This is a genomic window from Vibrio sp. 10N.261.55.A7 (assembly GCF_002877365.1).
In the GTDB taxonomy this organism is placed as follows: domain Bacteria; phylum Pseudomonadota; class Gammaproteobacteria; order Enterobacterales; family Vibrionaceae; genus Vibrio.
Genome location: NZ_MCWZ01000047.1, coordinates 1 through 26,433 on the forward strand (window position 1 = coordinate 1; position 26,433 = coordinate 26,433).

Sequence of the window (26,433 nt, forward strand, 5' to 3'; positions counted from 1 at the left end):
GCTGATTTTTTCATAATAATTACCTTTAGTTTATGTGGCGGTCTGTCCGCTGAACTGTTGGAATCATTATGTAGAATCAAGTCACATCCGTATGTGTACTAAGACGTCGACTTTGTGTGATTAAATGACGCTAAAAGTGTGATTATTGCGATGAAACTAAACCCTTTAGACGTAAGATTAAAAGTCATATTTTAAAGACAACATTGGCCCGCTAAATTTCATAGAAATCTCTGCATCAAATAGTGAATCTCCATAGGCCGCGGTGACTTCATAATGGCTGTATTGCGCATTAACGTGTAAAGAATCCATTATTTGGTACTGAACGCCCAGGCTGCTATCAATAATGTATCCATCAAAGAGTCTGGTAGAGATCAGAAACGTTTGTAAATGCGATGTCAGCGCCCAATTGGGTGTGATTTTGTATGCACCTCTAATTCCTACGTTCGGCAAAGGGGCCAAACTGCGCTTCTTTTCTTTTTTATTATAGTTGTACCACTTTTCACCATCACCCTCTATCTCGGCGGTAATACCACCTGCGGACTTAATGCTCATTAGATGGAGGCCTGCCATAACATCTAAGTCAACTTTGTCATTGGAAAGAAACCGATAGGTGTAGCCAACTCTTGCAATGTCTATATCGAGCGATAAATCGAGCGTTGCTCCTACTAGAACCTGACTGCCAAATACGTCGGTTGGCGTGCTCGTATAGCTTTTTCGAACACTTCGATGCAGTGTTCTCCAATCAACAAGTACGCTATGTCGATCCTTAAATCTGTATTCAAACATGACATAAGGCGACACATTTTTTTCAGCCAGATTCAGATCTTCTTCACCGTCAATGCTAAGTTTAAGCCGAAGTGCAGGAACACCCACAGAGGCACTACTGCTCGTTGTTTGATGCATGGCACCAACTGACATTGAAAGACCATTTGCATGAATGGTCTGCGACAATAAAGTGGCGAGTATAAGGAACATAAATCGATTCATGGTACACCCAGTACGCTATAAAACTTTTGCTGAGTCATCAGCATCAGTAGGCAAATGGAATTAGTAATATGAGGGTACTCAACAATAGACAAACTAGTGAATGACAACCCATAGTTTTTACTAATAGATGGAACGGTTGGAAACGTCTTTCTAAACAGTATTTAGAAGTAGTTAGCGATGGTTAGTACACCTTGCTCACTCTTGTATTCCAAACCTTGTTCACCCCACTTAGATTTATTGCGTAGGTATTTTGCACCGACTTCCCATTCAGAATTGATCAAGTAGGAAAGTCCTGTTTCAAACTGCTCTGCTCTATCACGACCAAGGGTTCGAAATTGAGCTTTATTCACCCAATTGAGTCTTTCCATCAACTTAAGTGTGGCTGTCGCGTTAACCATTGGAAGAACTTTGTAATCTCTAATTTCATGATACACATCAGCAGTATCAACTTGCCCAGCGGAAATATAGTGACCAGCCAGGCCTGCTCCCAACTCAACTGAACCAATCGTATTATCTAGAACGTTCATTTGGTACGAACCAGCGATACTCCAATCACGAAGTGATGTGAGCAATCCGCCATCGTCTGTCGATACACTTCGAGCTTCATTAGGAGCAACTTCGAGTTGGAAATAGCGATCAGATTCGAGTTTGTATCGATAATTTACCGCCGTTGCAATCTGAATGTCATCAACAGGCATGCTGTCTTTGTCTAAAGTGGCACTCGCTATCACATCATATTTGCTAAAACCCACATCAAGTTGAAAGCGGTGTTTGTTATCGCCGTTATGGCGATGGATATCTCGTGCTTTACTGCTGTTTTCCGAGCTGTCTGAAAAGAAGCTATTTTCAATATTGACACCAACCATGAATCCATCGCGACTTGGTGCCGCTGTCACTTTCAGCCCGTCGGAGTATGGCGATACAAAAAATTTATCCATAAGAAACGCGATGCTCGCCCCTGCTAGTACGTCATCTGCATAGTGCTTGTTTCCATAGATTCGGCTCGCCCCTACGTAACTTGCAGCGATGTAGGCAGGCACGCCCCATTTAGCCCCATAGCGACTTTGCAGGAACGCAGCGCCAGAAAAAGCGGCAGCGGTATGGCCAGAAGGAAATGATAATTCATTGGAAGTATTTGGCCTTACCCTGCCTACTGTGTATTTAGTGGCTTGTACAACAGCGATCGTACTGGCAAAGGACTTAATGAACTGCTTTGCGCCTTCTTTATCATCATGGAACCATGTTGCGGCTAAGCCCGTAAGGGGCACTGCAATTTGCAGTACATCACCGGCTTCCACGTATTTGTCGTTAATAGACTCTGTAATAGGATTTGAAGCCGAGGCTAAGGCACAAGGCAAGCTCATAGCGAGTGAAAGAGCAATGTTTAATTTGTTTATTTTAATATCCATATGATGAACCTTCTCCGCGGAGTATTGGGTAACTTTCTATGGCTATTATCAATAATGTAGGCTTAAACGTATGTGTGAGAATTTTGTGTGAATGTGTGTTGTTGCAAATCCATCAGCAACAACACATTTATTCAATGTACGTTGACCCGTGCTATGGCTTTGATATTTTCTCCATCAAAGCTCCATACACTTTCTCAGCGCCTAAGAAATCAAACTCATCAAGTTTACTGTTCATATCTTCAAATTCTGATTTAAACGCACTTAGCTGAGTGACGTGTACAAGCGAGTCAATAATACTGATGGCTCTCGTATCAAAGTCTCCTAGGTACTGCTTTAGTAAATTAAGTTGTTCCGCTTGTTGCGACTCATCCATTTCAATCACTTTGCTATCCGTGGGTATCAGTTCATCGCAACTGTCGTTGATTTCATTTACCACAGCGTCACAAGCATGTTTTAGGCGAGTCACCAATGACGGAACCTCTGCGTATCCTTTTTGATTGCAAGCCGCTTCAAGTTTCTGAGCCAAAGGATAGACATTAGATAATGCTAAGCTACCGGAGTTTCCTTTTAAGCTATGCGCGAGTCGTTTCTTCTCATCAAGAGAATCAAGTGCATCAAAAGTAGAGGAAAAATCGTTATATTCCTGGGTAAATCTAATCAGTAATTTTTGATACAGGGCTTTATTGTTCTGACAATAGGTTAGCCCCTTTTCAATGTTAATTAGGGCACTACTTTTCGGTAAACTCACATACTGATCATCTAATGAGTCAATCACTTGGTCATCGTCAAGGGAAACCGGCTCCGCTACCTTTATCCATTGCGCCATTATCTTAAACATTGAATCTGGTATTATTGGTTTTGAAATATGATCATTCATTCCAGATGCCAACGCTTTCTCTCGATCACCCACCATTGCATTCGCCGTCATGGCTAGAACGGGTAGCGTTTGAAACTCAGGTATTTCTCGAATTTTTTGTGTTGCGGTATAGCCGTCCATCACCGGCATTTGGCAATCCATTAAGACACCGTCGTATCGATGCTGCTGTATCATTTCAAGAGCTTGCAACCCATTTTCCGCTATATCAACGATAATCTGGTTCATGGTAAGTAGCTCAAGCGCCAGTTCTTGATTGAGCTTGTTATCTTCAACTAATAGAACTTTTGCACCGGCTAGCTTTTGCTGCCACTTTTCGCTTTCAAGTTTGATTTTATTTTGTCTATTGTTCGAAATCGCAGTTTTACCCATCGCCTGCATAATGCTGTCAAACAAAGTTGAAGGGGTGATTGGCTTGGTTAAAAAGCTCTTCACTTCCACATCCTTTGCGGCTTCCATAACTTGATCACGACCGTGAGCCGTTACCATGATGCACAAAGGTACGGTTTTCCCATCCTCTTGCAACTTCTGCATGACCTTTGTTGCTTCGATGCCATCCATTTGAGGCATTTTCCAGTCCATCACGACCAATTGATATGGGTCATCCAGTAGTGCGTCTTCTATTCTCTTCAACGCTTGTTGACTATCTCCACACGTGTCTACTGAGAAACCAAAGCTCCCTAAGATTGAACCAATGATCTCTCTTGCCGCATCATTGTCATCCACCACAAGTACTTTTATTTCGCCTAAACTTCGTTGCTCAATATAAGAAGGAGCGGATTCATTGTGATTAATATGGAAACGTGCAGTAAAGGAGAAGCAAGACCCTTTTCCGGCTGTCGATTCAACGTTAACTGTCCCTCCCATCAACTCTGTCAATGATTTGGATATCGTTAACCCCAAGCCGGACCCCCCGTATTTACGGGTTATCGAAGAATCGGCCTGATTGAATGACTGGAACAATTTCTTCTGCTGCTCTTCTGAAATACCAATGCCTGTATCCTGAACTGAGAAAAGTAATGTTATTTCATCTCTATCTTGATTGTGTTCTTGTTCTTTCAATTCAACAGAAACAATGACTTCACCATGTTCAGTAAACTTAATGGCGTTGTTTGTTAGGTTCACCAATATTTGATTTAAACGGAGTGGATCGCCAATCAAGTTCAATGGCACGTTGGGGTTAACATTGAACAGCAACTCAAGGCCTTTTTCTTCCGAGCGTAACCCAAGTAAGCTACCTAACTGTTCGAGTACATCTCCCAATTCAAACTCTGTCGTTTCAAGTGTTAGTTTGCCTGCTTCGATCTTTGAGAAGTCCAATATGTCGTTAATGACCCCTAGCAGCGACTCCGCTGAACGGTAAGTTTTTTCTACATAGCCACGCTGTTTATCATCAAGATCAGTTTGCAATGCGAGGTAAGACATTCCCATTACCGAATTGATCGGGGTACGAATTTCATGTGACATGTTCGCTAAAAAGTCACCCTTTGCTCGTGTCGCTGACTCGGCGACATCCTTTGCTTCAACCAAGGCTTTTTCTATGTTTTTTAGGTGACTAACATCTGAGACGGTGCCACTTGTCAGGTAAGCTAACCCTGTATTATCGCGTAATGATTTGGCTCGAGATCTGACCCAAATATATTCATTATTCCCTTTGTGCATGCGATATTCGTTGTCGTACTCAACGTCATTGGAGAGATGTTCAAAGAAATGTTCAAAAGCTTTTTTTCTATCATCAGAGTGAATCAGCTCTGCCCAACCTTCCATATTCGTCGGTTCATTACCTTCATCGATGTTGAGTAGCGTTAGGAGGTGTGGAGATGTCCATAATCGGTTATCTCGATTACTAAATTCCCACATCACATCGCCTGAACCGCGGAAACTGAGTTCAAATCGCTCTTGCATCTCTGTGAGCTCTTTTTCAATTTTAACTCGCTTTTCAATCTCGGCAGACATTTTACGGTTCCACGCAATAAACGCCAAAAATACGATTAAGATTGCAATGCCAATACGCCACAATAGAGAGTAGTCAGTATAAGGAACGTACTCACTTTTAATCCAATTTTGCAAGATTTGAGCACGCTGCTGCTCAGTAATAGTAGCCAGTGCTTTATTCATAATACTGACTAACGGGGCATGTGCTTTTTGCACCCCAAAGCTAAGTTCGCTGGTTAAACTCGTTCTACCCACTACCCGAATATTATTTTCACCCATCTTTTGAATACTGTAGTTAGCATGGGAGTAAGTTAAAATGGCGGCATCAACCAGTCCTGTTGCCACCGCCGACAACGCCTCTTTAACGTTTTGTTTTTCGATAAAGTTGATGTTTGGATAACGCTCTTTGATGTTATAGGAATAACTATAAGTGGCGATAATAGCGATTTTTTTATCAGCAATAACATCTAAATCTTGAATGTAGTCTTGCTGGTCATTCATAACCACGACTAAATCGTTGCTCAAAAAGGGATTAGTAAACGTTAATTCACTATAACCAATGTTAACTGGCATTGAGATAACATCAATACTCCCTTCGCGCGCCCATTGAGTGGCTTGTTCCCAAGACTCGCTCGTTACATACTCAAACTCAATACCCGTGACTGATTCGATCAAAGCTAAATATTCAGCATTAATACCAATATACTTTCCATTTTGATCAAAGGCTTCAAAGGGAAGCCAGTCGGGATCACCAGTAAAACGAATCACCGGATGTTGGGCTAACCACGCTTTCTCTTCAATACTCAGTGTCACCTGAGTTTTATTGAGGTCAAATTTATTGTAAGAATCGCTTACTTTTTGGCGTACTTCATTCGATAGCCCCAAAAATTGAGAAAAATCGGGAATTAATTGCCCCATTGCAGATTTAAAATCTGGGCGATAATAAATGGTGACGTGGCCTAAAGAAAGTGGGGAGTCATTATTAATAATGTAAGACTCTTTTATCATCCGAGGTATAAACTCGTCACTTTCTGGCAGATTTTCTACTGCAACAACTTTATCACCATCACGCACTAAGTTGAGGAAATCCCCATTCACCAAACTGGAGTTAACGTTAATTTGAGTAATATCGGGGTGATTAAAAAAAGGCGTCAATACTTGCTGCAGCACATCAGGTTCTATAGAGAAAATAAATTTACCTGAAATATCAGCAACGAGATTAGTGAGGGTGAGTAAAGCGGGAACATCTTGCTCTAAATAAAACTGAATGATCTCATCATATCGTCCACTCGCCTTTAATTTAGCGAGTCCAATATTAAAATCATCTCGTACCTGTTCCGATTTAAAAGCGACAGGAAAGTCGGTGGTTTCGGAGAAAATTTGATGGAACACATATTCTTGTTGATTTGGATGTTGTCGTTGAAACCACTTAAACAATGTTATATCTACGACAATGGCATCAAACTTCCCATCTAAAAATGTCGCAATACCTTCTGCCGTATCTGTATGCTCGTATAACTTGACGCCAGTATCAGGGTTAAATAACGCATTAAACTCAGGCCCAAGATCGTTATACGCACCTTTCCAAGCGGTCACTTGTAAGTGGCTAAGGTCACTGATTGTATTAACCTCATGATTATCTTTTTTACGTGTCACCGCGTAATTGTTAAAGCTAACGTAATTATCACTATAGAAGTAATCGTCATTTTTCGGTGTAATCGTTGCCAGAGCATCATATTGGCTATCGTTTGCTAATATCCTGTCGATGTAGCGCTTGGATATCTGACTGGCCACAATGTCATAGCCCTGCAATGCCAGTATTTCACTGACAAGGTCTGATTCAATACCCTTAGAGCTGGTTTTACCGAACATGAAAGGTGGGCGATCAAAGTTAAATACTATGTTTAATTTTTTGTTTTTTTTAGGGGCTTGCGTTGTCGCTAACAGTGATTGTTTTTTTTCAATTGCGCGCTGTTGCAGCTTAATCGAAAGTTCTAAATAGCTGAGAATACCCGCGTCTAATTTCTCTTTGTTTTTAGTGTGCTCAGCTGTATTCAGCAAATCTATTGCGGCTTGTTGCTGGTTATTGTCTAACAATTTAAAGGCTTCTGCCTCTGTTGCATAAAGCGCTATTGTTGCCTCTTCCATCGCTTCAGAACGTAAACTGTCGTATTGCGAAAATGTCTTTAAAGCATCAGCAAAAATCTCATCGTATTGCACAGCCGCTTCTTGATAACGGATTAACCATTTCTCTTCTCGGGTATACAGGTAAGCGGCGATTGAGGTGTTTAATACCTCGTTAAAAAACTTCAATTCTTGGGCTTGCGTATTAATTTCATTCGCTTGTTCACTGCCAACGATTGCACTCGACGCATTGACAGGAGAAGTGCCTTCAGTAGCAAATGTGTTGCCACTATGAACAAATAACAAACACATCACACAAGCGAGTAGATAACCCATTTTTTTAACATCCATGCAGATTTTCCTTTAATACGCAGTGAAAAGAATATTATTCGTTAACTTCATGTTATAACTGGAAGAATAGTATTAAACTTCACTATACCCTAGCAAATTCGAAATGCCATTATTAGGAAGCAGAAATGAATCATCAAGAAGCGAAAGATATTTTACAAAAAAAGCTACCTGAAGCATCACTAAGCTTAATCAAAATAGAGGTTTTTCGTCTTTCTTGGTTAGGTAAAGGGTATAACGTCATTGCTGAAGAAACGGGTTATGATCACGACTATGTACGCAAAGCTGGCTCAGACTTATGGAAAGAGCTATCGCAAGCAATGAACTGCGCGATCAGTAAACGAAATGTAAGAAACCTCTTGGAAGAGCAATTAATAGAAGAAGGTAATATTGACAAACAACTTCCCGACTACCCGGGTGGCCCACTGTCTTTTAGTTCTCCTTTCTATATTGAACGAACTCAAGAAGAAGCCCAGGTTTATCAAGAGATTTGCCGCCCAGGTGGCCTAGTTCGTATTCGCGGACCTCGTAAAATGGGCAAAAGCTCCCTGATGTTGCGCGTGCTCGATCAAGGAGAAAGCGAAGGCTATCAAAAAGTCATCATTGATTTTCACCTAGCGGATCGCAGTATCCTTACCGATCTCGAAAAACTGTTGCGTTGGGTGTGCCTGCAAATGACGTCTCAGTTAGGTCTTGAGTCTAAAATCGATGACTACTGGAATGAACTGATTGGCAGCAAACTGAGTTGCACGACGTATCTTCAACAATACATATTGGAGAAGACGGAATTCCCCACGATCTTGGTATTCAACGAACTGAATTTGCTCTTTGATCAAGACGATGTCAGCCGTGATTTCTTGCCTTTGCTTCGCTCTTGGCACGAAGAATCGAAGCATAATGACAACATGAAAAAGTTACGTCAGCTTCTCATCTACTCAACCGAAGTCTATGTTCAGCTAGACATTAACCTTTCACCTTTTAACGTTGGACTACCCATTGAGTTGTCAGCGCTTAATGGTGAGCAGCTAACCGCTTTATCGAACGCATATGGATTCAACTTTAGTAACGACAATAACGTTAACAGTCCAACAACGTTACTACTCAACAAGCTCGGCGGTCACCCGTACTTAGTTCAACTCGCCCTTTATCAACTCGCAACCAAGCCAGGGTTCATTGAGAGTCCATCTAGCGAGCTTAAGTCTTTAATTGCACACGCCACGGAAAGCAATGGCTTATTTTCCGATTTCTTACAGCACTTGATTGCGGATATGACGGGAGAGAAGTCTACCGAAGCATTTAGAAAGCTCATCGCCAATGAACCGTTAGCTCGTCCTGAACTCTACATTCTTGATCATCTAGGTTTGATAGAAATTGTTGATGATAAGCCTAAAATAACCAGTCAGCTTCTTATCAACTTTTTACGTGATAATTTGTAATGCATCCTCGCTACCAGATCGGCGGAAGTGTCGCCAACGATTCGTCATTCTATTTAAAGCGACAAGCTGACGAGACTCTTTATCAACACTTGATGGAGGGAGACGTGTGTTACGTATTCAACTCCCGCCAGATGGGGAAATCGTCTCTATTACTGAGTGTCAAAAAGAGACTCCAAGAACAGTCTGTGCGTTGTTGTTTCATTGATATGAGTCGTATTGGTAGCGTCAATGTCACGATTGAACAGTGGTATGCAGGAATCATTTCTGAACTGTGGCGTGGATTTGAATTACCAACGGGTCGCGCCATGGTCGAGTGGTGGCAAGGGTTAGGAGAACTCCCTGCTTCTCAAAAACTCTCCATATTTCTTGAGCACGAACTAATTGAAAAGCATCCTAATCAATCTTTTTGCCTGTTCTTCGATGAAATTGACAGTGTATTGAGCCTTCCTTTTGCTGCGGATGATTTGTTTACGTTAATCCGTGCTTTCTTTAATAAACGTGCCGATGACCCACGCTTCAATTCATTGAACTTTGCCTTTTTTGGTGTTGCTCAACCCAGCGATTTTATTACAGACAGTAGACGCTCGCCATTTAACATTGGTAAAGCAATTGGTCTTGAGGGGTTCAGTTATGACGAAGCTACCCCGCTCATACAAGGTTTTCCAAATCATAATCTCGACAACGCAAAGCTACTCGAACGAATTTTGCACTGGAGCAACGGGCAACCATTTGTAACCCAGAAAATATGCCAACTCGTTGCACAAAGTGATCCAGAGATAGGCGATGAGTACCTTTGGATTGACACATTGGTGCAGAAAAATATCATCGACAATTGGAGAAGCCAGGATAACCCTGAGCATTTAAAGACAATTGCTGACAGGCTGCTACTCGATGAGCAATATAGCGTGCAATTGCTCAATAGTTATTTTCAAGTCATTGAGAATCCAAACCATATATTTAAGCAAACAGAAATACATGGTTTTGAACGACTTTACTTAACCGGCTTACTCGCTAACTCAAACGGTGCTATCACCGCCCGAACCAAAATCTATCAGATCATTTTTGACCAACTGTGGGTAACCAAGCAACTCGATCGACACCGTCCATATGCAAAAAAACTCAACTTGTGGATCGAATCCAATCAAGAAGATGAGCAATGGCTATTAGATAATACTGCACTTGAACAAGCGCGCAGTTGGGCCAACGATAAGCACCTTCCAGAAGAGGACCACCGCTTTTTTGCTGCTAGCCAAGATAAAATTAGCGCTGAAATTCAATCATGGAATAGTCGTTTGCAATCTGAGGTTACCCAAAGAAAAGCGGCCGAAGAAGCCCTGCAACAAGCGTTAGAAGAATTACAAATAGCAAAGAATGAAGCAGAACACGCAAACCAGGCCAAAACAGAGTTTTTAGCGCGCGTCAGTCACGAAGTTCGTACTCACTTAAACAGTATTTTGGGTATTAGCTACATTGCTCAGCAACAAGAGTACAACAATCAATCACCTCTCAATCGCATTAATCGCGTCGCTAGCTATATGCACGGCATCGTTAACGACATGCTTGATATCGATCGTCTCGAAAAAAACCAGCTACAGCTCAATAATGAAAGTTTTTATCTTGATGATGTTTTAGACAAATTGATCACTGTCATGAGTCATCGAGTTGAAGAGAAAGGTCTCAATTTCACTGTCAAATTTCCAAACGTCATTTTGCCCGCTTTGATTGGCGATCCATTACGTATCGAACAGCTTTTATCAAACTTACTGACCAACGCGATTAAGCATACGGAAACTGGCAACATTGGTTTAAATGTCTATTTGCGTCAGAGTGACACCCGAACAGAGCAGTCATCACTATGTTTTGATATCACCGACACAGGAAATGGTATTGCTGAATACGCGATTGAAGGTGAATTAAACACACAGACAACGCAATCACTAAATTTTGGTATCGGGCTGAAGCTCTGTCACCAACTCGCGAAGTTAATGCAGGGTAAACTGTACGTTAAAAGTACACCAAGGGAAGGAAGTTGCTTTACCTTTTCACTGACCCTAGATTCGTTGCAACATGGCGACACCAACAATCATAGCCTTTACGTGGAGCCGCAGGAAGTATTGCTCATCACACCAAATATTGATGCCATGAGCCCTACATTAAAACAAGTTCGCTCTCAATTGCAGTTGCTTAAATATACCGTTCATCAATGCACAGTTGATCAGTTTCAAGCGTATGACTTACGACCAATTACGACTCTGATCGTCGATGAAACAGCGCTTTTATCTCAGGATCAACTACTACAACAACTGATTAAGCATGATCATTTACGTATGTTCTTGCTACTGCCACAGGCGTCAGTGTTCCCACATTGGTTAAGCACGTTAGGCTATAAACAACGCCTAAACTACCCTTGTAGCGCGCGTCATTTATCACAATCGCTAATGGTAGAAGATAAACTCCAAACACAGCAAACGAATGCTTTGCTTTCTGATGAGTATCAGCCGAACCATTCCAACTACGCACTGGTGGTTGACGATGACGAGATTAATCAGGAAATTGTGACCGAACTTCTGCACAGCGTCGGCATAAAAGTCGATGTGGCAGGGAATGGATTGCAAGCGATTGAAGCAGTAAAAAGCAAATCATATCAGCTCGTTCTAATGGACATCGAGATGCCAGTGATGGGCGGAGAGCAAGCCCTTAAAGAAATTAGAATGCTTGGCGAAGAACATCCATACCAACATCTTAAGTCTTTACCAATAATTGCACTCACAGCGCACGCTCTTCTTGATGATAAGAAGCGCTTCTTATTGGCAGGCATGAGTGATTACATTGTAAAACCGGTAGAACCAAGCACCTTGATTAAAGTCGTGAATCACTGGCTTACGCACCCCACTGTGTTATCACAAACATCCACAGAATTGGTACAAGCACCCACTGCGCCAATTATTATCGCTGACATCAATACACCATCCGGCCTAGAGCGATGCAATGGAAACCGCACGCTCTATAAAAAAATACTAAGGCAATTTGCTCAGCAGTATAAAGATGGATTGTTTATAGAAGGGAAGTCCAACGAACAACTCAAACAACTTGCTCATAGTATAAAAGGCACAGCTGCGAATATTGGCGCAACGAAACTCAACCACTTGGCAAAATCTTTAGAAAAAGCGCTAATCGAAAGTCAGCCCATTGATCGAATTCGGTTCGTAACCTTCAACGATACCGTAATACAAACATGTGAAAGAATATTCAGTTATTTGTCATCGCAGCATGATGATACGCACAAGGATGACGATAACTCGCTGCCTAAAGAAGAATTGATGGTAAGGCTACAAACGTTGTCAGCTATGCTAGACGACGATCACGGCGCCGCCTTTACCTTGTTAGAAGAGCTAAAAGGCCTAAATGAGCCGTCACTTATTGATATTGAAAGCGCAATGAACAGCTTTGATAGTGAGTTGGCAAAAAAACTGACTCAGTCATGGATAAACAAATTGGACGTAACTTAGAGAGAAAACGATGGATAGATTGAAAATAATTGCCGTTGACGACCAACCAGAGAATTTGCAATTACTCGTTCACATGTTGAAGGATGATTACGCTGTCATTGCTTCAACATCCGGTGAAACCGCCATTGAATTAGCGCAAAGACACAATGATGCAGCACTCATTCTCTTGGATGTATTCATGCCAAGTATCGACGGTTTTGAAGTACTATCACGCTTAAAATCTGATCCAAAAACCTCACATCTGCCTGTGATTTTTGTCACTGGGAATGACAATGAAAGTGACTATCAAAAAGGGTTCGAACTTGGCGCGTATGACTTCGTTTTAAAGCCAATCAGCGCTTCCTTGTTAACAAATAGAATCAAGCATTGCTTAGCCTCTACCAAGTAGTTTTGATTAAGGCATAAACACAAAAAGTTGCGGAGCGAAAAGCTCAAAAGCAACATTACGCATCACTATTGGTTTTCTTAAATGGCACATTGAACCTTCTTTTTCACACATACACGCAATTGCCGCTGCCCTATAGTTGGCTTCAACAAGAGAGGATATGACTCTCCGTATTGACGCTGATTTAAGGGAAGAAAACCATGTCTAATTCTAGAAAGTTTAATAAGCTATCCACTTTAGCACTATTACCTGGTCTTTTAATGTTGGGTCAAGCCAACGCTAATAGCTACTTCACTGACTCTGTCAATGACAACATAGTTGAAAGTGGCGACCTGCTAACCGTACTTCTGCCTGCCACTGGCCTTTTTGCAAGTTGGATGCACGATGATGCTGAAGGGGCTAAACAAATTGTCTATTCAACGGCGACAACCCAAATTATCATTAACAGCGCTAAAAATACGGTGGGAAGAAAAAGACCCAATGGAAGCGGTTGGAAATCATTCCCGTCTGGTCATGCGGGTGGTGCCTTTTCCGGAGCCGCCTTTTTACAAACGCGCTACGGCTCATCATGGGGTATACCTGCGTATGCACTCGCTACTGCTACAGCAGCCAGTAGGATCCATGGCAACCGTCACTATGCTGGTGATGTTTTAGGCGGGGCAAGTATCGCCTTCCTTGTTAATCAATATTTTGTTTCACCCTATCATGTACCAGGCGTGAGTTTTAACGCTGCTAAAACGGAAGATGGGTTATCTATTGGCGTCACACTCACTGGCGAAGCTTTTGACAACGAGCGAGAACAACAGAAAGCGAAACCTGTAGAAAAGCCGTTAAAACATCGCTTTGAATTTGGCGTTGGTGCAAACCTAGCAGACAGCTCTGGTGAGTTATTCGCCAATGAATATCTGTCAAACTCTACGATTGTCGACGATATTCAACCTTTCGCTTACGTGAAGTATCAATACGAAATTGCTGACCATCAATCGCTAGAAATAGAATTTAGCCCGAATGAAACCCGTCGTACTGGCACAGTTGCAAAAGCATTTGATGTCGATGGCAATACATTTAACTCTGGCGAAGAGGTATATACGGCTTATCAACATTGGATGCTAGGCGCAAATCTGTATAAAGGCTTCGACACTATCAACAAATTTGATTTCAAAGTCGGTATGGGTCTTTACGCTCATCGGTTTGGCTTTGTAGCAGAAAAAGCGAATGTAGAAGACTCTACAGCTTCAGAAGAATATTGGAGACTAATGCCAAGTTTCACTCTAAAAGGCGCGTATTCAATTACTGATCAGTTATCTGCCGTCGCTAATACGCAATATCAAGTATGGAGTGGAGATAACTACTTTCTTGCCGAAGCGGGTGTAAACTACCAAATCAATCGTGCTTGGGAGGTAGGTATGAAATACGGATACTCGCAAACACAATTGAAGAACAATATATTTAATAGCAAATACAGTGGTGATCTCGTTACCCTCAACTTCGTTAACCGATTTTAACAACTTTCAGGCTAGATCGACTTTCTAGCCTCGTATTTATAAAACCAATAAGGACTGCTTCATGTTAGAGCTGTTGCCCTTTCTAACGCCCATTTTATTAGCCGACATACTAAATCCAGTACTGTTTGCATTTTTAGTTTATTCAGTCAGTACTAATAAGCCAATTTTCAATAGTATTGCTGTTTTGTTGGGGCATACCCTAGCTTACTTTTTTGCTGGTATTGCCATTGCCTATGGCCTCGACTCGTTAGCTGAACGAATCAGTAATCCAGAGACACTAGACTACATTATTAGCTTAATCATTGGATGTTTGTTGATATTCACGGTATTCAAAGGTGGGAAAAGTAAAGCAAAGGAAGAGAAGCAAGAAGATAATAATCTATCTGTTGCTAAAGCTTTCTCGCTGGGAGCGATCATTAATTTTGTTGGTATCCCGTTTGCCCTTCCCTACTTTGCCGCAATCGATAGAATTCTAAGGGCTGATCTTAATTTCTCAGAATCTCTCTGGACTTTGGCTGGTTATAATCTCGTTTATGCGTTGCCGTTCACTGTCGTACCCATTCTTGTTGCGTTAACAGGGGAAAGAAGTAAAGCCACTTTAGAGCGAATTAATCACCTGCTTGTAAAAGGGTCCAGCTTTCTTATGCCGGTATTACTTACGGTCATTGGCGTAGCTCTCGTTGCCGACGCATTGATGTATTTTACATTAGAAAAAGGCCTGCTCTAACATTCAATATCTGAATATCTCTTCGCCATACCCAAAGTGTGGTTAAGCTTAACCACACAACCCATTAGCATATTCGATACATCATCATTACGACCTATCTAACAACCCAACTATCATTGCACCTCAATCTGACGCCACCCCAAAAGATGTACTGCTTCTAATTAAGAGTCATGGCATTCAAGGGAAGATCGTCGACAAATTTTTCACACTTTGACTCATGAATTGCACACATACACAGTTCCACTAATGCTCAATAATTGGCACATCAAGGCAATAAATGAAGTTAACAATCATGAAATTACTGGGGAGCACATCATGAATAGTCAATTACTCCACATCATTTGTCATGCTACAAGTAATCACCAAATCCTTGAAGCCATTAAGTTTTACGACGAATGTGATGAGCAGGTTAGTCCAGCAACAGATCCAACAGCAGTCGATATCAATGAACAATTTCAAATGATGAGTAAGGAAAGACAATGAAACTAACTAACTTGGTGATCAGTGCTGCGTTAGCACTGACCATAACACCGGCTCACGCAAGTTTCATGGAGCAGTTTTTAGACCCACAAGATGGTCAGTTAGACGCAAGCCAATGGGTGTTAAACAACAGTCACGGATTCTTACCTATTCCTTTTGTCATTACAGAGCCTGCAGTCGGGGTTGGGGCCGGAGCCGCGTTACTTTTCTTCCATGAGACGGAAGAACAAAAAACCAATCGCCAAGAAAACCCTGAAGCCGCTAAAGACATTCCACTCAGTGTCACAGGCGTGATAGGTGGAGCAACAAGCAATGGCACTTACGTCACTGGCGTATTCCATTCAGGTAACTGGATGGATGACAGAGTACGGTATTTTGGTGGTCTATTCGGCGCTTCAATTAATCTCAATTTCTATGGTGGGGAAGACGACACGCCCTACAAATTTAATATGCAAGGTTTGTACTTCACTCAAGATATCGATGTTCGACTAGGAGATTCAAACTTCTTCCTAGGGGGAAGTTATACCTACCTAAATTCTGATTCTAACTTTGATGTATCAGGCGTCATTCCTGGTGTCGATCAACTGAGTCTAGATAGCGGCGACGGTAGCGTAAAAGTAAAACTGACTTACGATAACCGAAACAATCAGATGAGCCCAGAATCAGGTACTAAGGCTGGTATTGCTTACATAATGCATGACAATCGTTTAGGCGGAGACTTTGATTACAAACGAACCCACGCCTATGTTAACAACTACAATAAAATTTCTGATAGCTGGGGAATTGCTTTCCGAGGAGATGCTAAAAGTATTGATGGCGAAGCCCCGTTCTATGCTCGACCATTCTTAGACATGCGCGGAATGCCAGCCATGAGATATCAAGGCGACGATACCGTACTAGGAGAAGTAGAACTTAGCTACAACATCGACCAACGCTGGACGATATTGGGCTTCACTGGAGCAGGTGTTGCAGTCGATAACAATCAAAGCCTAAGCGACGCAAACGTTCTAACAATGAAAGGGACTGGGTTTAGGTACTTAATCGCTCGTGAATTAGGCATGAAAACAGGTGTTGATATTGCTAAAGGGCCGGAAGAGTGGACGGTATACCTACAATTCGGAACAGCATGGTAATGAGTTAACCTGAGATCGGTTTAAGCCATCGCCATGAGTCCCGTTTTTTCTGTACTCGTGATGTTAAGCGATGGCTTTTCTGGTTTTAAACAATACGCCACTAGCCCACCAAGTAGATTTAACATGAACCCGTGTAAACTGCGGTGACGAGAATGCTCTTTCTGAGAGATATTCTTTAGTTGGTCATTGATTGTCTCGCTAATGAACCTTTTAGACACATTGCTCTATCCCACGCGGCTAGAACTTGTGGCTTCATGTTCTTTCGATAAGTCGTTATTAGGGTAATGCCATCTTCTTTTGAATCTGCTGTTAGCGCTTTACTGATATAACCTTTAGCTGCATAGAGCTTGTAGAGCAACCCTTTTGATACCTCACGCACTGGCTTTCTATCGTCCGGATCCGCAGGTGTCAGTTAAGCTGCAACGATATCGCCAAGGTGATTGGTGATGATGTGGAGCTTAAACCCATAAAACCAACCCATTGTTCCTTTGCCTCTCTGTGCTGTCCCTTTGAAGACTTTATGTCTTGGGATACGTAAGTTGTGACAGACTTTAATGCTCGTTGAATCAATGAATTCAATGCCTGTAGGCGCTCCTTTTACATGAGTAAAGAAGGAGCTTAAGGGGATTAGCACCGATGGTATGACTTCAAGAAAACGCGCATGGCTTATATAGCGTAAAAACATGCGTAGTATCAAATTTATACAATTATATTATACAAGAACCACCATGTTACTTTTTATCATACTTTACGTTACGCATTTGTAACCAGTTGATTTTCTATTCTATTTCCCATGTTACTTTCTACCCTACCTATTTCATTAAAAAACCTCGCTTAAAAATTAAACCCTTAATAATCAGATAGATACATGAACAACAAAGTCAATATGTTTGAAAGTATCAAGATTCTGTCGCTTTGTGACTTCCGTCATTTCTCCTTCCCAGATAGATAGGTAGAGTAAATTATCGCCAGAGAAAGTGCATAGATTCATGACTTGTCTTTCTATTGGTTTGCATATAGCAGGAAGGAATAAAGCTTATGGCACTGCCCGATAACATGATTACCACTACAAAGCTTAGGTTGAATAAGGCCAATCAGTGGTGCGTCGGTTTATTAACAATATTACTTATCCTTGATGTTTGGTTAGGAGTTCTTGACCGATATATTTTGAAACTTCAGCTTGTATGGGTAGAAGAAATGGCGCGATATATCATGATATGGGCCATTTTGATGGCCGTACCATGTTGCACAGCAGGCCGCGAACACATGGGGCTGGAATTCGTGACCAAACGTTTTCCTAAATTAGTGCAACATATTATTAAAATCGTTATTGGGGCGATTACCTGCGCTTTTTTTTGTTATATCGCCTATTTGGGGTATGCATTTGCGGAAAAAGGAGCAAACCAATTATCAACCGTATTTTCAATGCCCATGTCTTATGCCTACGCTGCGGTACCAGTAACATTTGCATTATCAGGGTTCCAAGCGTTACTTGTTTGGTTAGAAGACATCTACGCACTTAAATTAATTCTATCGCAGGACGCTTTTTACGTTGAAGGAGATCAATCATGATTGGCGTTATATTTGCTGGGCTTATGTTGCTAGGTGCACCAATCGCTATTGCGTTAGGTATTGCTGGATTAGCTGGCATGTATGATGTGGGCGGTGCACATTTTACGTCTTTAGCGCCGAGTAAAATATTTAATGGTTTGAATATATTTCCTTTTTTAGCGATGCCATTTTTTATTCTAGCCGGTGAAATTATGAATCACACCGGTATTACTAATCGTCTTATTTACCTCTCTGAAGCACTCGTCGGCCACTTTAGAGGAGGGTTGGCGCACTCTAACATGGTCGCGTCAGTATTCTTTTCAGGCATTACAGGTTCTGCCACTGCAGATGCGGCGGCATTTGGTCGCACACTAGTACCAGCTATGGTCAAACAAGGCTACACAAAAGATTATGCGTGTGCGGTGACAGCGGCAGGGTCAATTATTGGTCCAACGATTCCACCCTCTGGATTAATGGTGGTTTATGGATCATTAATGGGTGTCTCAATAGGTGGCCTATTTGCAACCGGAATCTTACCTGGAATATTAGTTTGCCTGGTGTGTATGGCTATTATTGGTTCAATGGGTAAACGAAAAAACTTACCGAAAATGAGTCAACGGGCCACCTTCAATGAAGTACTCGTTCATTTTAAAAATTCTGCTTTGGCGTTATTAATGCCACTCATTATTCTCGGCGGTATTGTATTTGGTATCGTAACCCCGACAGAAGCGGCATCAATTGCTGTAGCCTACGCCCTCGTTATAGGTACTTTTATCTATAGAAATCTCACCGTTAACGCGTTATTTCAGATGATAGTGCGTACGTCGCAAATATCCGCTGTCATCTATTTAATTATTGGATCCGCATCAATTCTCGGTTGGTGGCTGAGTTTCAACCAAATCCCTCAAATGATCGCAGATATGTTTATTTCGTTGTCGGATAACCCCAATGTCATTCTTGCGTTAATCATTACATTGCTATTGATCGTTGGCATGATCATGGACATAAACGTAATGCTAGTTATTTTAGCCCCTATTTTAGTTCCGTTAACTGCAGAAATAGGCATGGATCCTTTACATGCGGGCATAGTATTTATTCTTGCATTGAATATTTCCTTGATGACCCCCCCCATAGGAGCTTGTTTATTCGTCCTTTCTTCCGTAACGGGTGCCAAAATTGAAGGTATTTCCAAAGAGTTAATGCCGTTCTTGATAGGTCAATTACTGCTTCTCTTTGCTATTGCCTTCTTCCCTGACATTGTCCTATTCATTCCAAGGTTACTCGGTTATTAACACCTAGATTCACGAGTCGAACTAGATTCATAAGTTGACGGAGCACGTTACTCTGCAGTGATAGCTCCTCTCGACTAATAACAAGGCAAACGTCATAGCCTCTAAACCTTGCTTTTACGTGTTTTTAAAACACGTCAATAAGGCAGGACAATGACAATAAAAGAAAAAGTTAAATGATTAGATTTACCCTACACACAAACCAGATCATATAAATGGAGTCATTATGAAAAAACTAACCAAAACACTCGTTGCTGCTACTCTTACTGCAAGTTTTATTGCAGCCCCTTTCGCCATGGCAGAGAAAGTACTACGTATCGGGCATGACAATAAAGCTGACATTATGGAAAACCCAGCTCATGCGTTCACTGGAGTGTTCAAAAACATTGTAGAAACAGCTACAAATGGTGAAATAAAAGTTCAAGTATTTCCAAGCAATCAACTTGGTAACGCAAAAGAACACATTCAAATGGTTCGTGATGGGCAGTTACAAGGCACATTAGCACCTGTTGGCCCTTTGGCTGGCTACTACCCGCGTATTGGTGTTTTGGATGTGCCATTTGCGTTTGATAATAATGCATCCACGTATCAAGTTCTTGATGGTCCTTTTGGGCAAACCTTAGCTCGCGATATCGAAGCTGAAATGAAGGATGTCAAAATCCTTGGCTTCCCAGATACAGGCGGCTTCTTTTCCGTGACCAACTCAAAACGTCCAATCAAAACCTTAGAAGATTTTAAAGGGTTACGTATTCGCACAATGACATTACCTACTCACCAAAAAATCATTCAATCACTAGGAGCAGAAGCTTATCCATTATCATGGGGAGAGGTTTACTCGTCTCTTCAAACTGGTGTCATTGATGGTCAGATGAACCCTGTACCAACGGTGTCATTTGCCAAGTTTAACGAGGTACAACAGTACTTGACATTAACCAATCACCTTTTTGCCCCATATACATTTATGGTTAATAAAGACTTTTATAATGGTCTAACAGCGTATGAGAAAAAGGTTGTGACCGATGCTGTAGAAATTGCATTAAGCGCTAACCGTGGCCTTTCTCGTTTGATTGAAGCGTCTGACGACCGTGGTTTAGCAGGTTTGACTAAGACGATGAAAGTTAACTCGTTAACCAGTGAGCAGCGCGAAGCAATGAGACTTGCAACCCAACCAGGCGTCAAACAGTACGTACGCGAAACTCATGGTAAAAAAGGCTCTGAACTTCTTGATCTATTCTTAAGTGAAGTCGATAAAGCGAATAACTCCACTTACTTGCAATAAGAAAAGGCGAATACACCATTATAGAACAGTGGTCACAAGTATGAACCATCAACATATTCGCGATATATTGACGATCTCAGCCCCACACATGTCTGGGGCTTATTTTTTGATAATGCGTCTAAATAAAATTAATATGGCAACACAAAGTAGTAGCCTAGTAGCCATATTAAACAAAACTTCACTCAACAGACTCGACACCAACATGGCCAGTATTAGGCCATTCGCTGAAGTTACCAAACCGAATTGAAGATGCAAAAAATTACGCCATAAAGCGTTATATTTTCAAACAATTGGGACTTTATAACAGAGGAAAACAATTGGAGCGTGCAGCGGGAATCGAACCCGCATCATCAGCTTGGAAGGCTGAGGTAATAGCCATTATACGATGCACGCATATTGTCTGATTTGACAAGTTTGCGTATTCAAGGGATTGGAGCGTGCAGCGGGAATCGAACCCGCATCATCAGCTTGGAAGGCTGAGGTAATAGCCATTATACGATGCACGCTTTATAAGGTATCCCTTGAAAGCGAAGTTATCATGCCACAGTTGATGAAAATTAAAAGGACTAAATCATTGTTAAGTGTTTGTTTGCGTGCTTTTTGTTCTCTATGCTCTTTAATTGGTCGCTACGCTGCGTGTTAACTGCAAGTTTGTCTATCCACATTACCAATCTCCTAGAGTGCTTAATGGTTGATTGGAGTCGACACAAAACTTAACCTGTATCTAGACACTGATTACATGGCAATGAACTTCCAAACTATGCACCCTACCCTGACACTTGCCCCTGATTACTATTTAGCGAATTTTAATAGGCTGATCTCGCACGCCACTTCACTGTATAAAGATCTGCTTACGCAAGGCGAAATAGACAGCCTCAATGGAATCAGTCAACTCAGTCATGAAGCCCAGTGCTTACTGGTTCGTTTGTATTCGAGAAAAGGCGAATGGTTTCGAAGCGACAAACTTGCCTACGACGAAATACCCAATGTTCCGCATTCGTTAAACGAACTCGAGCAAGCCCAATTTGTAGATTTAGTGCCCCAATTAAGTACACAGCAACTCGCGGAATGCTTGCTAACAAAAACCGAAATACTGACACTTTACCCAGATTTGGATAAAAAGAGTCTCAAACAGGATTTAGTGAATGCCCTTCCGGTTGATCACTTTGATCGCTTTAGTGAACTGCCATTTAGATGTATTCACCTTCGAGAGAATGAGCTTTGTGAATTATTGCTTGGACTGTTCTTCGCCAATACTTACCAAGACTTAAGCCAGTTTGTGTTAAAAGACCTTGGATTACACCAATTTGAACCTTACCGACTCAGTAAAAAGACGCGCTACTTTAAGAACAGGCAAGAAGTCGATCAATTATTAGCGCTCGGACGTCTTCGCAAACAATATGACGGCATCGATCGTCGACAGAAAAGTGAATTGCTAAGGCTGATTGAAGGCGTTGGAGAGATATCTCAACACACTTCTATTGCCGCCAAACAGCAAAAGTTCTTTAATGAGATTGCTCGCGATCTTGAGAGGTTAAATTGCTTACCTGAAGCGCTGAATGTATTTCGCCATAGCCGCTTACCTCCAGCAAGAGAGCGAATAGCGCGCATATTCGATAAGCTCGATGACACGTTTCAAATGGAAACCATCGTCAACGACATGATCGCTTTGCCATTTGATGTATCTGAATCTGAAACGGCTCAAAAGCTGATGGACCGAGTAGAGCGTAAGAAGGGCAATAAGGTTCCAAGAAAAGCGAAGCCAACCATTCCGGAACGACATTTGGTGCTCGATTTATCACAGCAGCGTGTCGAACTTGCTGTAAAAGCCTATTTTGAACATCAAGGTGATCACATCTATTTTGTTGAGAATCAGTTTTTAACGGGGCTGTTTGGACTTCATTTTTGGAACGTTATCTTTGCCGATATTGAAGGTGCTTTTGTTAACCCCTATCAACATAAGCCACTGGATCTTTACCATCATGACTTCCAAGCGAAACGTTCCGCATTGATCGAAGAACACTACAAGCAACTAGACGAATCTGGCTACACAACAATAAAGCACGTCTTTAACCAAAAGTTTGGTCGAGCGAACCCATTCGTCCACTGGCCAAGCATGAGTCTTGAGATAATTGAAGCCGCAGAAAAATCCATTCCTAGTTCACTGTTATCATCCCTCTTTAACGTACTGTTCAGCGACATAGCCTTGTATAGAAATGGCATGCCTGACCTAATAGCGTTCAGAAGAGATGAATTCGAATGGATAGAAGTAAAAGGGCCGGGAGATAAACTACAAGACAATCAATGGCGCTGGATGAAGCGCTTTCAGGAACTCGATATTCTGTTCTCTGTTTGCTATGTCAAAGATTCTAATCACTAGCTTTACTCAAGGTACAAATGCTAATAGAGCCAACTGAACAAACGTATTGAAACAACGCATTAAAACAACGCTGTAGAGCTTGCCGCATTAATAGCTTTCATCATCAACTAAGCGAAGCTAAACCATAGGTGGATCTAGTTGTAATCCCATCAGTTGTCGCTCAAGAATTTGCGCACACACGTCATAATCGGTATAGGCATAAGCGCCCGTCATGTGCGAATCTATAAACAAACGTTGCGCTTCATTGTCGCTGAACCACGCTATCCGCACATTAAAAAAGCCACAGCACTGAATACTATGGCTTTGAATTAGATGGTGATTTCTGATGTGATCACATTACACGATTAAGAGTGGACTATTCACGCTTGAATTGACTCATTTCAGTGTTGAGCTCAACCACCTGCTCTTTTACCATCACAGACGTCGCGTGCGTGCTGTCAGTAATTCTCGATACATCATTGATTGAATCTGAAACACCACCCATTAAACGGTTAATCGCTTGTGTGGACTCCGATTGCGCTTCGGCTGCGTTGGCAAGAACTGACATTTCATCACTGAGCATTTCAATTTGCTCAACCGTTGACACCAATTTTTCAACGGCCAGTTCCGTATGTTGAGAGCCTTGATGCGCCAACAGTTTACTCGCTTCAATTTCATCAACAACTGACGATGTAGAAGACTGAATAGCGCTAACTATCTGATTAATCTCAGTGGTCGATTCAGTCGTTCGTGTAGCTAACAAACGCACTTCATCAGCAACGACCGCAAAACCTCGGCCTTGTTCGCCCGCTCGCGCGGCTTCAATAGCTGCATTTAGGGCAAGAAGGTTGGTCTGCTCTGCAAGACCTTCAATCACTTCTGTTACTCGTCCTATCGCCTCACTTTCTCGGCTCAGCGTTTCGACTTCATTACTCGCTTGTTCAATAGTGCTATAAAGCTTTTCCACTGTCTGTTTGTTTTCGTCTAACGCTTTTGAACCCTGGTCAATCAACTCACTTGATTGCGCTAGCGTTTGCACTGAGTGACTTGCATGGTGTGATGTGGTCTCTGCGGAGTTTGCAACATCATTAAGCTGCTGGCCAATTTGTTCAATCGCACTCTTTTGCTCTGAAACTTGCCCTGATGTTTGTTGATTCGCTTCAAGTAGCGTTGAGATGCTTTCATCAACTTGATGAGCTTTGTCTGTGACGCCCTGAACGATGCCCGCCAAAGATTGATTCATTCGATTGATCGAATCGGTCAGGCTCGCGAGTTCATCACTGCCTTCGACATTAAGTGATTGTTGAGAAACATCACCACTTGCAATGAGTTGGGCACGTTGTGAAATATTGCTAATTCGGCGACCGATGTTTTTACCCATGTAATTAGAGATGGTAAATGCTGCGATTAGCGCGACAACGCCTGCGGAGATCAACAAGATAATGACTCGCGAGATTGCACCAAAAATCTCTTTTCCTGTGCTATCTGCTTGCGTTTGCTGTATGACGACAAGGCTTTCTAAAGATTGCTCTAGCGTGTGAGCGGCAGGAATCAGTTCATTGGCCATCTTTTGGTTGGCTAAATTCCAACCGGCAGATTGACGCAGATCGATTACTTGTTGAACTAACGGAAAATAGAGTTGCTGCATATCTTTAAAGAGGTTCCACAAGACCACGTCGTTACTTGAAATCAGTGCCTTGCGAGACTCTATCTCAGCCACAGATTTTTCATGCATTTTGATGAATTCTGCGTATTTATCTAAGTAGTTTTGTTTTCCGTAAAGAAGAAAATCTCGCATTGAAGACAACGCATTCGATAGCGACGTATAACTGTCAGCATAAAGTTTGAACAGTCTCTTTCTATCTTCGCCCTCTTTATTCGAAGACTCTTCGTTGATCAGACCTTGGATTTGGTCAAGCGCCACTTCTGCAATGGGTGCGGCTTCATTGATAAATAGGCTGTGAGCGGGCAAGTTTTCGTCACTATGACTTAATTCTGTAATCTCAGTCAGTAATACTTTCAGTTGAGACCATTGATTACTGATTGATTCAAATTCATTCGAAGAGATAAGCGCTTCAAGTGTAGGAAGCCGTTCGTCTGTAGCGATCATAATGGTGTTCAATGCGTCAAGCTGAGACAGGCCAACGGCCTCATCATCGCCTAACAACATGTACGCTCTCACTGTTGAAATACTCGACTGAACCGATTGCTGAATAGAGCGACTGGTGTCCACCGTGGGTAAATCAGAATTGAGAAGCGATTGGGTGTGCGTCTCAACGGCTGTTACACTGCGGTATGCGAAAAATGCGGATGCGATAAAAAGTACTGCAAGTAACAGAAAACTTAGCTGTAACTTCCCTGATATCGAGAGTTTCATCCTTTAACTCCTATATTTAGCTGGTGGCACAATATAGCGCTATTACAGTGATTGTTAAATAGATGTGTGTGTATTTTCTCCAACTAAAGTACGACATGTTTCCAAAAATACTCATTAAAAGATATTACCAATCAACAAGCATTCACCCTATTAATGATAGCCCTGCAAGCACTTCACGTTACTTATGACGTACTACATTGCCATAAGGTCTCAACTTACGGTCACCAGTACGGGTTAACACTTTGTTAAATACTAATGCGTATTCAATGAGTGCAACGAAATGCGGTTAGCTCGTCATCGATGGAAACATCTCAGCCAGTGGTTTGTAGGGACAAAAATTGAAATGGAATGCCGCCATGCGAGAAGTCATGTAACTAGCGCAGTAACGCACTTTTTAATTCGATTTGTTTCAGAATGAACTCTTTGCCGACTAGTTGACCTTGTTGATAGTCACTCAGAATGTCATCTTTGTTACTTAGGAGACCTTTACTCGATAATGGTACCAAAGGTGATATTTCATGAATAACGACCTGTTCTGGCGGATCGAGCATGAACTCTTTAACAACTTCATGATTGAGGTAATGGGACACCAGCATTTCCATTTTTTTAGAGCCATCCCCTTTAAAGTTGTGTTTTGTTGACTGTTCTTTTATCAGGCTGACAAGCCTTTCGGCTTCAGGAATCCAACGCTTATTACTGGAACTAAATGCCAGAGATGGATAGTCC

Annotated in this window: 16 protein-coding genes, 2 tRNA genes and 1 pseudogene; 11 read left to right on the forward strand and 8 right to left on the reverse strand. The window is 41.9% G+C overall.

The genetic code is table 11. The annotated features are described in order from the left end of the window. Nucleotides 1-177: 177 nt before the first annotated feature. From BCU12_RS04465 to BCU12_RS04475, 3 genes are all read right to left on the reverse strand, one after another. Nucleotides 178-987 carry a DUF481 domain-containing protein gene (locus tag BCU12_RS04465; RefSeq protein ID WP_133153810.1) on the reverse strand — a complete coding sequence of 270 codons (810 nt, stop codon included), beginning with the start codon at nt 985-987 and terminating at the stop codon, nt 178-180. A 161-nt stretch (nt 988-1,148) separates the two neighbouring features. Further along, the gene (locus BCU12_RS04470) at nt 1,149-2,396 is read right to left on the reverse strand and encodes a phosphatase PAP2 family protein (RefSeq protein WP_102403170.1); all 1,248 of its coding nucleotides are present in this window, start codon (nt 2,394-2,396) and stop codon (nt 1,149-1,151) included. A 151-nt stretch (nt 2,397-2,547) separates the two neighbouring features. Then, a complete protein-coding gene (locus BCU12_RS04475) occupies nt 2,548-7,680 on the reverse strand; it encodes a response regulator (protein WP_102403171.1) in 5,133 nt (1,710 codons plus the stop codon). Nucleotides 7,681-7,805: 125 nt separating this feature from the next. Between BCU12_RS04475 and BCU12_RS04480 the strand changes: the two genes are divergently transcribed. The 7 genes from BCU12_RS04480 to BCU12_RS04510 all read left to right on the forward strand — a co-directional run bounded on the left by BCU12_RS04480 (nt 7,806) and on the right by BCU12_RS04510 (nt 16,852). Continuing rightward, nucleotides 7,806-9,113, forward strand: a complete 1,308-nt coding sequence (locus BCU12_RS04480; protein ID WP_102403172.1) for an AAA-like domain-containing protein — start codon at nt 7,806-7,808, stop codon at nt 9,111-9,113. After that, nucleotides 9,113-12,622 carry an AAA-like domain-containing protein gene (locus BCU12_RS04485; protein ID WP_102403173.1) on the forward strand — a complete coding sequence of 1,170 codons (3,510 nt, stop codon included), beginning with the start codon at nt 9,113-9,115 and terminating at the stop codon, nt 12,620-12,622. The genes BCU12_RS04480 and BCU12_RS04485 overlap by 1 nt, the downstream gene beginning before the upstream one ends. 10 nt (nt 12,623-12,632) lie before the next feature. Next, the gene (locus tag BCU12_RS04490) at nt 12,633-13,010 is read left to right on the forward strand and encodes a response regulator (RefSeq protein WP_102403174.1); all 378 of its coding nucleotides are present in this window, start codon (nt 12,633-12,635) and stop codon (nt 13,008-13,010) included. A 197-nt stretch (nt 13,011-13,207) separates the two neighbouring features. Continuing rightward, nucleotides 13,208-14,512, forward strand: a complete 1,305-nt coding sequence (locus BCU12_RS04495) for a phosphatase PAP2 family protein (RefSeq protein ID WP_102403175.1) — start codon at nt 13,208-13,210, stop codon at nt 14,510-14,512. A gap of 61 nt (nt 14,513-14,573) precedes the next feature. Continuing rightward, on the forward strand, nt 14,574-15,239 hold the full coding sequence (locus BCU12_RS04500; RefSeq protein ID WP_102403176.1) for a GAP family protein: 666 nt from the start codon (nt 14,574-14,576) through the stop codon (nt 15,237-15,239). A gap of 315 nt (nt 15,240-15,554) precedes the next feature. Further along, entirely contained in the window at nt 15,555-15,722 is a 168-nt protein-coding gene (locus tag BCU12_RS23200) for a hypothetical protein (protein WP_157939855.1), read from the forward strand. Continuing rightward, nucleotides 15,719-16,852, forward strand: coding sequence for a BamA/TamA family outer membrane protein (locus tag BCU12_RS04510; protein ID WP_102403178.1), 1,134 nt, complete (start codon nt 15,719-15,721; stop codon nt 16,850-16,852). Before BCU12_RS23200 ends, BCU12_RS04510 begins: the two co-directional genes overlap by 4 nt. A 20-nt stretch (nt 16,853-16,872) precedes the next feature. On the opposite strand, the pseudogene BCU12_RS23580 reads toward BCU12_RS04510, so the two are convergent. Further along, nucleotides 16,873-17,522: pseudogene (locus BCU12_RS23580) on the reverse strand (IS982 family transposase); the annotation flags it as partial. Between the two features lie 368 nt (nt 17,523-17,890). On the opposite strand from BCU12_RS23580, the gene BCU12_RS04520 reads away from it, so the two are divergent. From BCU12_RS04520 to BCU12_RS04530, 3 genes are all read left to right on the forward strand, one after another. Then, on the forward strand, nt 17,891-18,424 hold the full coding sequence (locus BCU12_RS04520) for a TRAP transporter small permease (protein ID WP_102403179.1): 534 nt from the start codon (nt 17,891-17,893) through the stop codon (nt 18,422-18,424). Further along, entirely contained in the window at nt 18,421-19,695 is a 1,275-nt protein-coding gene (locus BCU12_RS04525; protein ID WP_102403180.1) for a TRAP transporter large permease, read from the forward strand. The genes BCU12_RS04520 and BCU12_RS04525 overlap by 4 nt, the downstream gene beginning before the upstream one ends. A gap of 223 nt (nt 19,696-19,918) precedes the next feature. Then, nucleotides 19,919-20,971 carry a DctP family TRAP transporter solute-binding subunit gene (locus BCU12_RS04530; protein WP_102403181.1) on the forward strand — a complete coding sequence of 351 codons (1,053 nt, stop codon included), beginning with the start codon at nt 19,919-19,921 and terminating at the stop codon, nt 20,969-20,971. 318 nt (nt 20,972-21,289) lie between these two features. On the opposite strand, the gene BCU12_RS04535 is transcribed toward BCU12_RS04530, so the two are convergent. Continuing rightward, nucleotides 21,290-21,364: transfer RNA gene (locus BCU12_RS04535), tRNA-Gly, on the reverse strand. A 38-nt stretch (nt 21,365-21,402) separates the two neighbouring features. Then, nucleotides 21,403-21,477: transfer RNA gene (locus tag BCU12_RS04540), tRNA-Gly, on the reverse strand. A gap of 254 nt (nt 21,478-21,731) precedes the next feature. Between BCU12_RS04540 and BCU12_RS04545 the strand changes: the two genes are divergently transcribed. Further along, nucleotides 21,732-23,351, forward strand: coding sequence for a VRR-NUC domain-containing protein (locus tag BCU12_RS04545; protein WP_102403182.1), 1,620 nt, complete (start codon nt 21,732-21,734; stop codon nt 23,349-23,351). Between the two features lie 355 nt (nt 23,352-23,706). Here BCU12_RS04545 and BCU12_RS04555 read toward each other — a convergent pair whose 3' ends face one another. Then, nucleotides 23,707-25,707, reverse strand: a complete 2,001-nt coding sequence (locus BCU12_RS04555; RefSeq protein WP_102403183.1) for a methyl-accepting chemotaxis protein — start codon at nt 25,705-25,707, stop codon at nt 23,707-23,709. 374 nt (nt 25,708-26,081) lie between these two features. Next, nucleotides 26,082-26,433, reverse strand: a 352-nt coding sequence (locus BCU12_RS04560; protein ID WP_241909747.1) for a DUF6363 domain-containing protein, incomplete at its 5' end; no start/stop codon positions are given.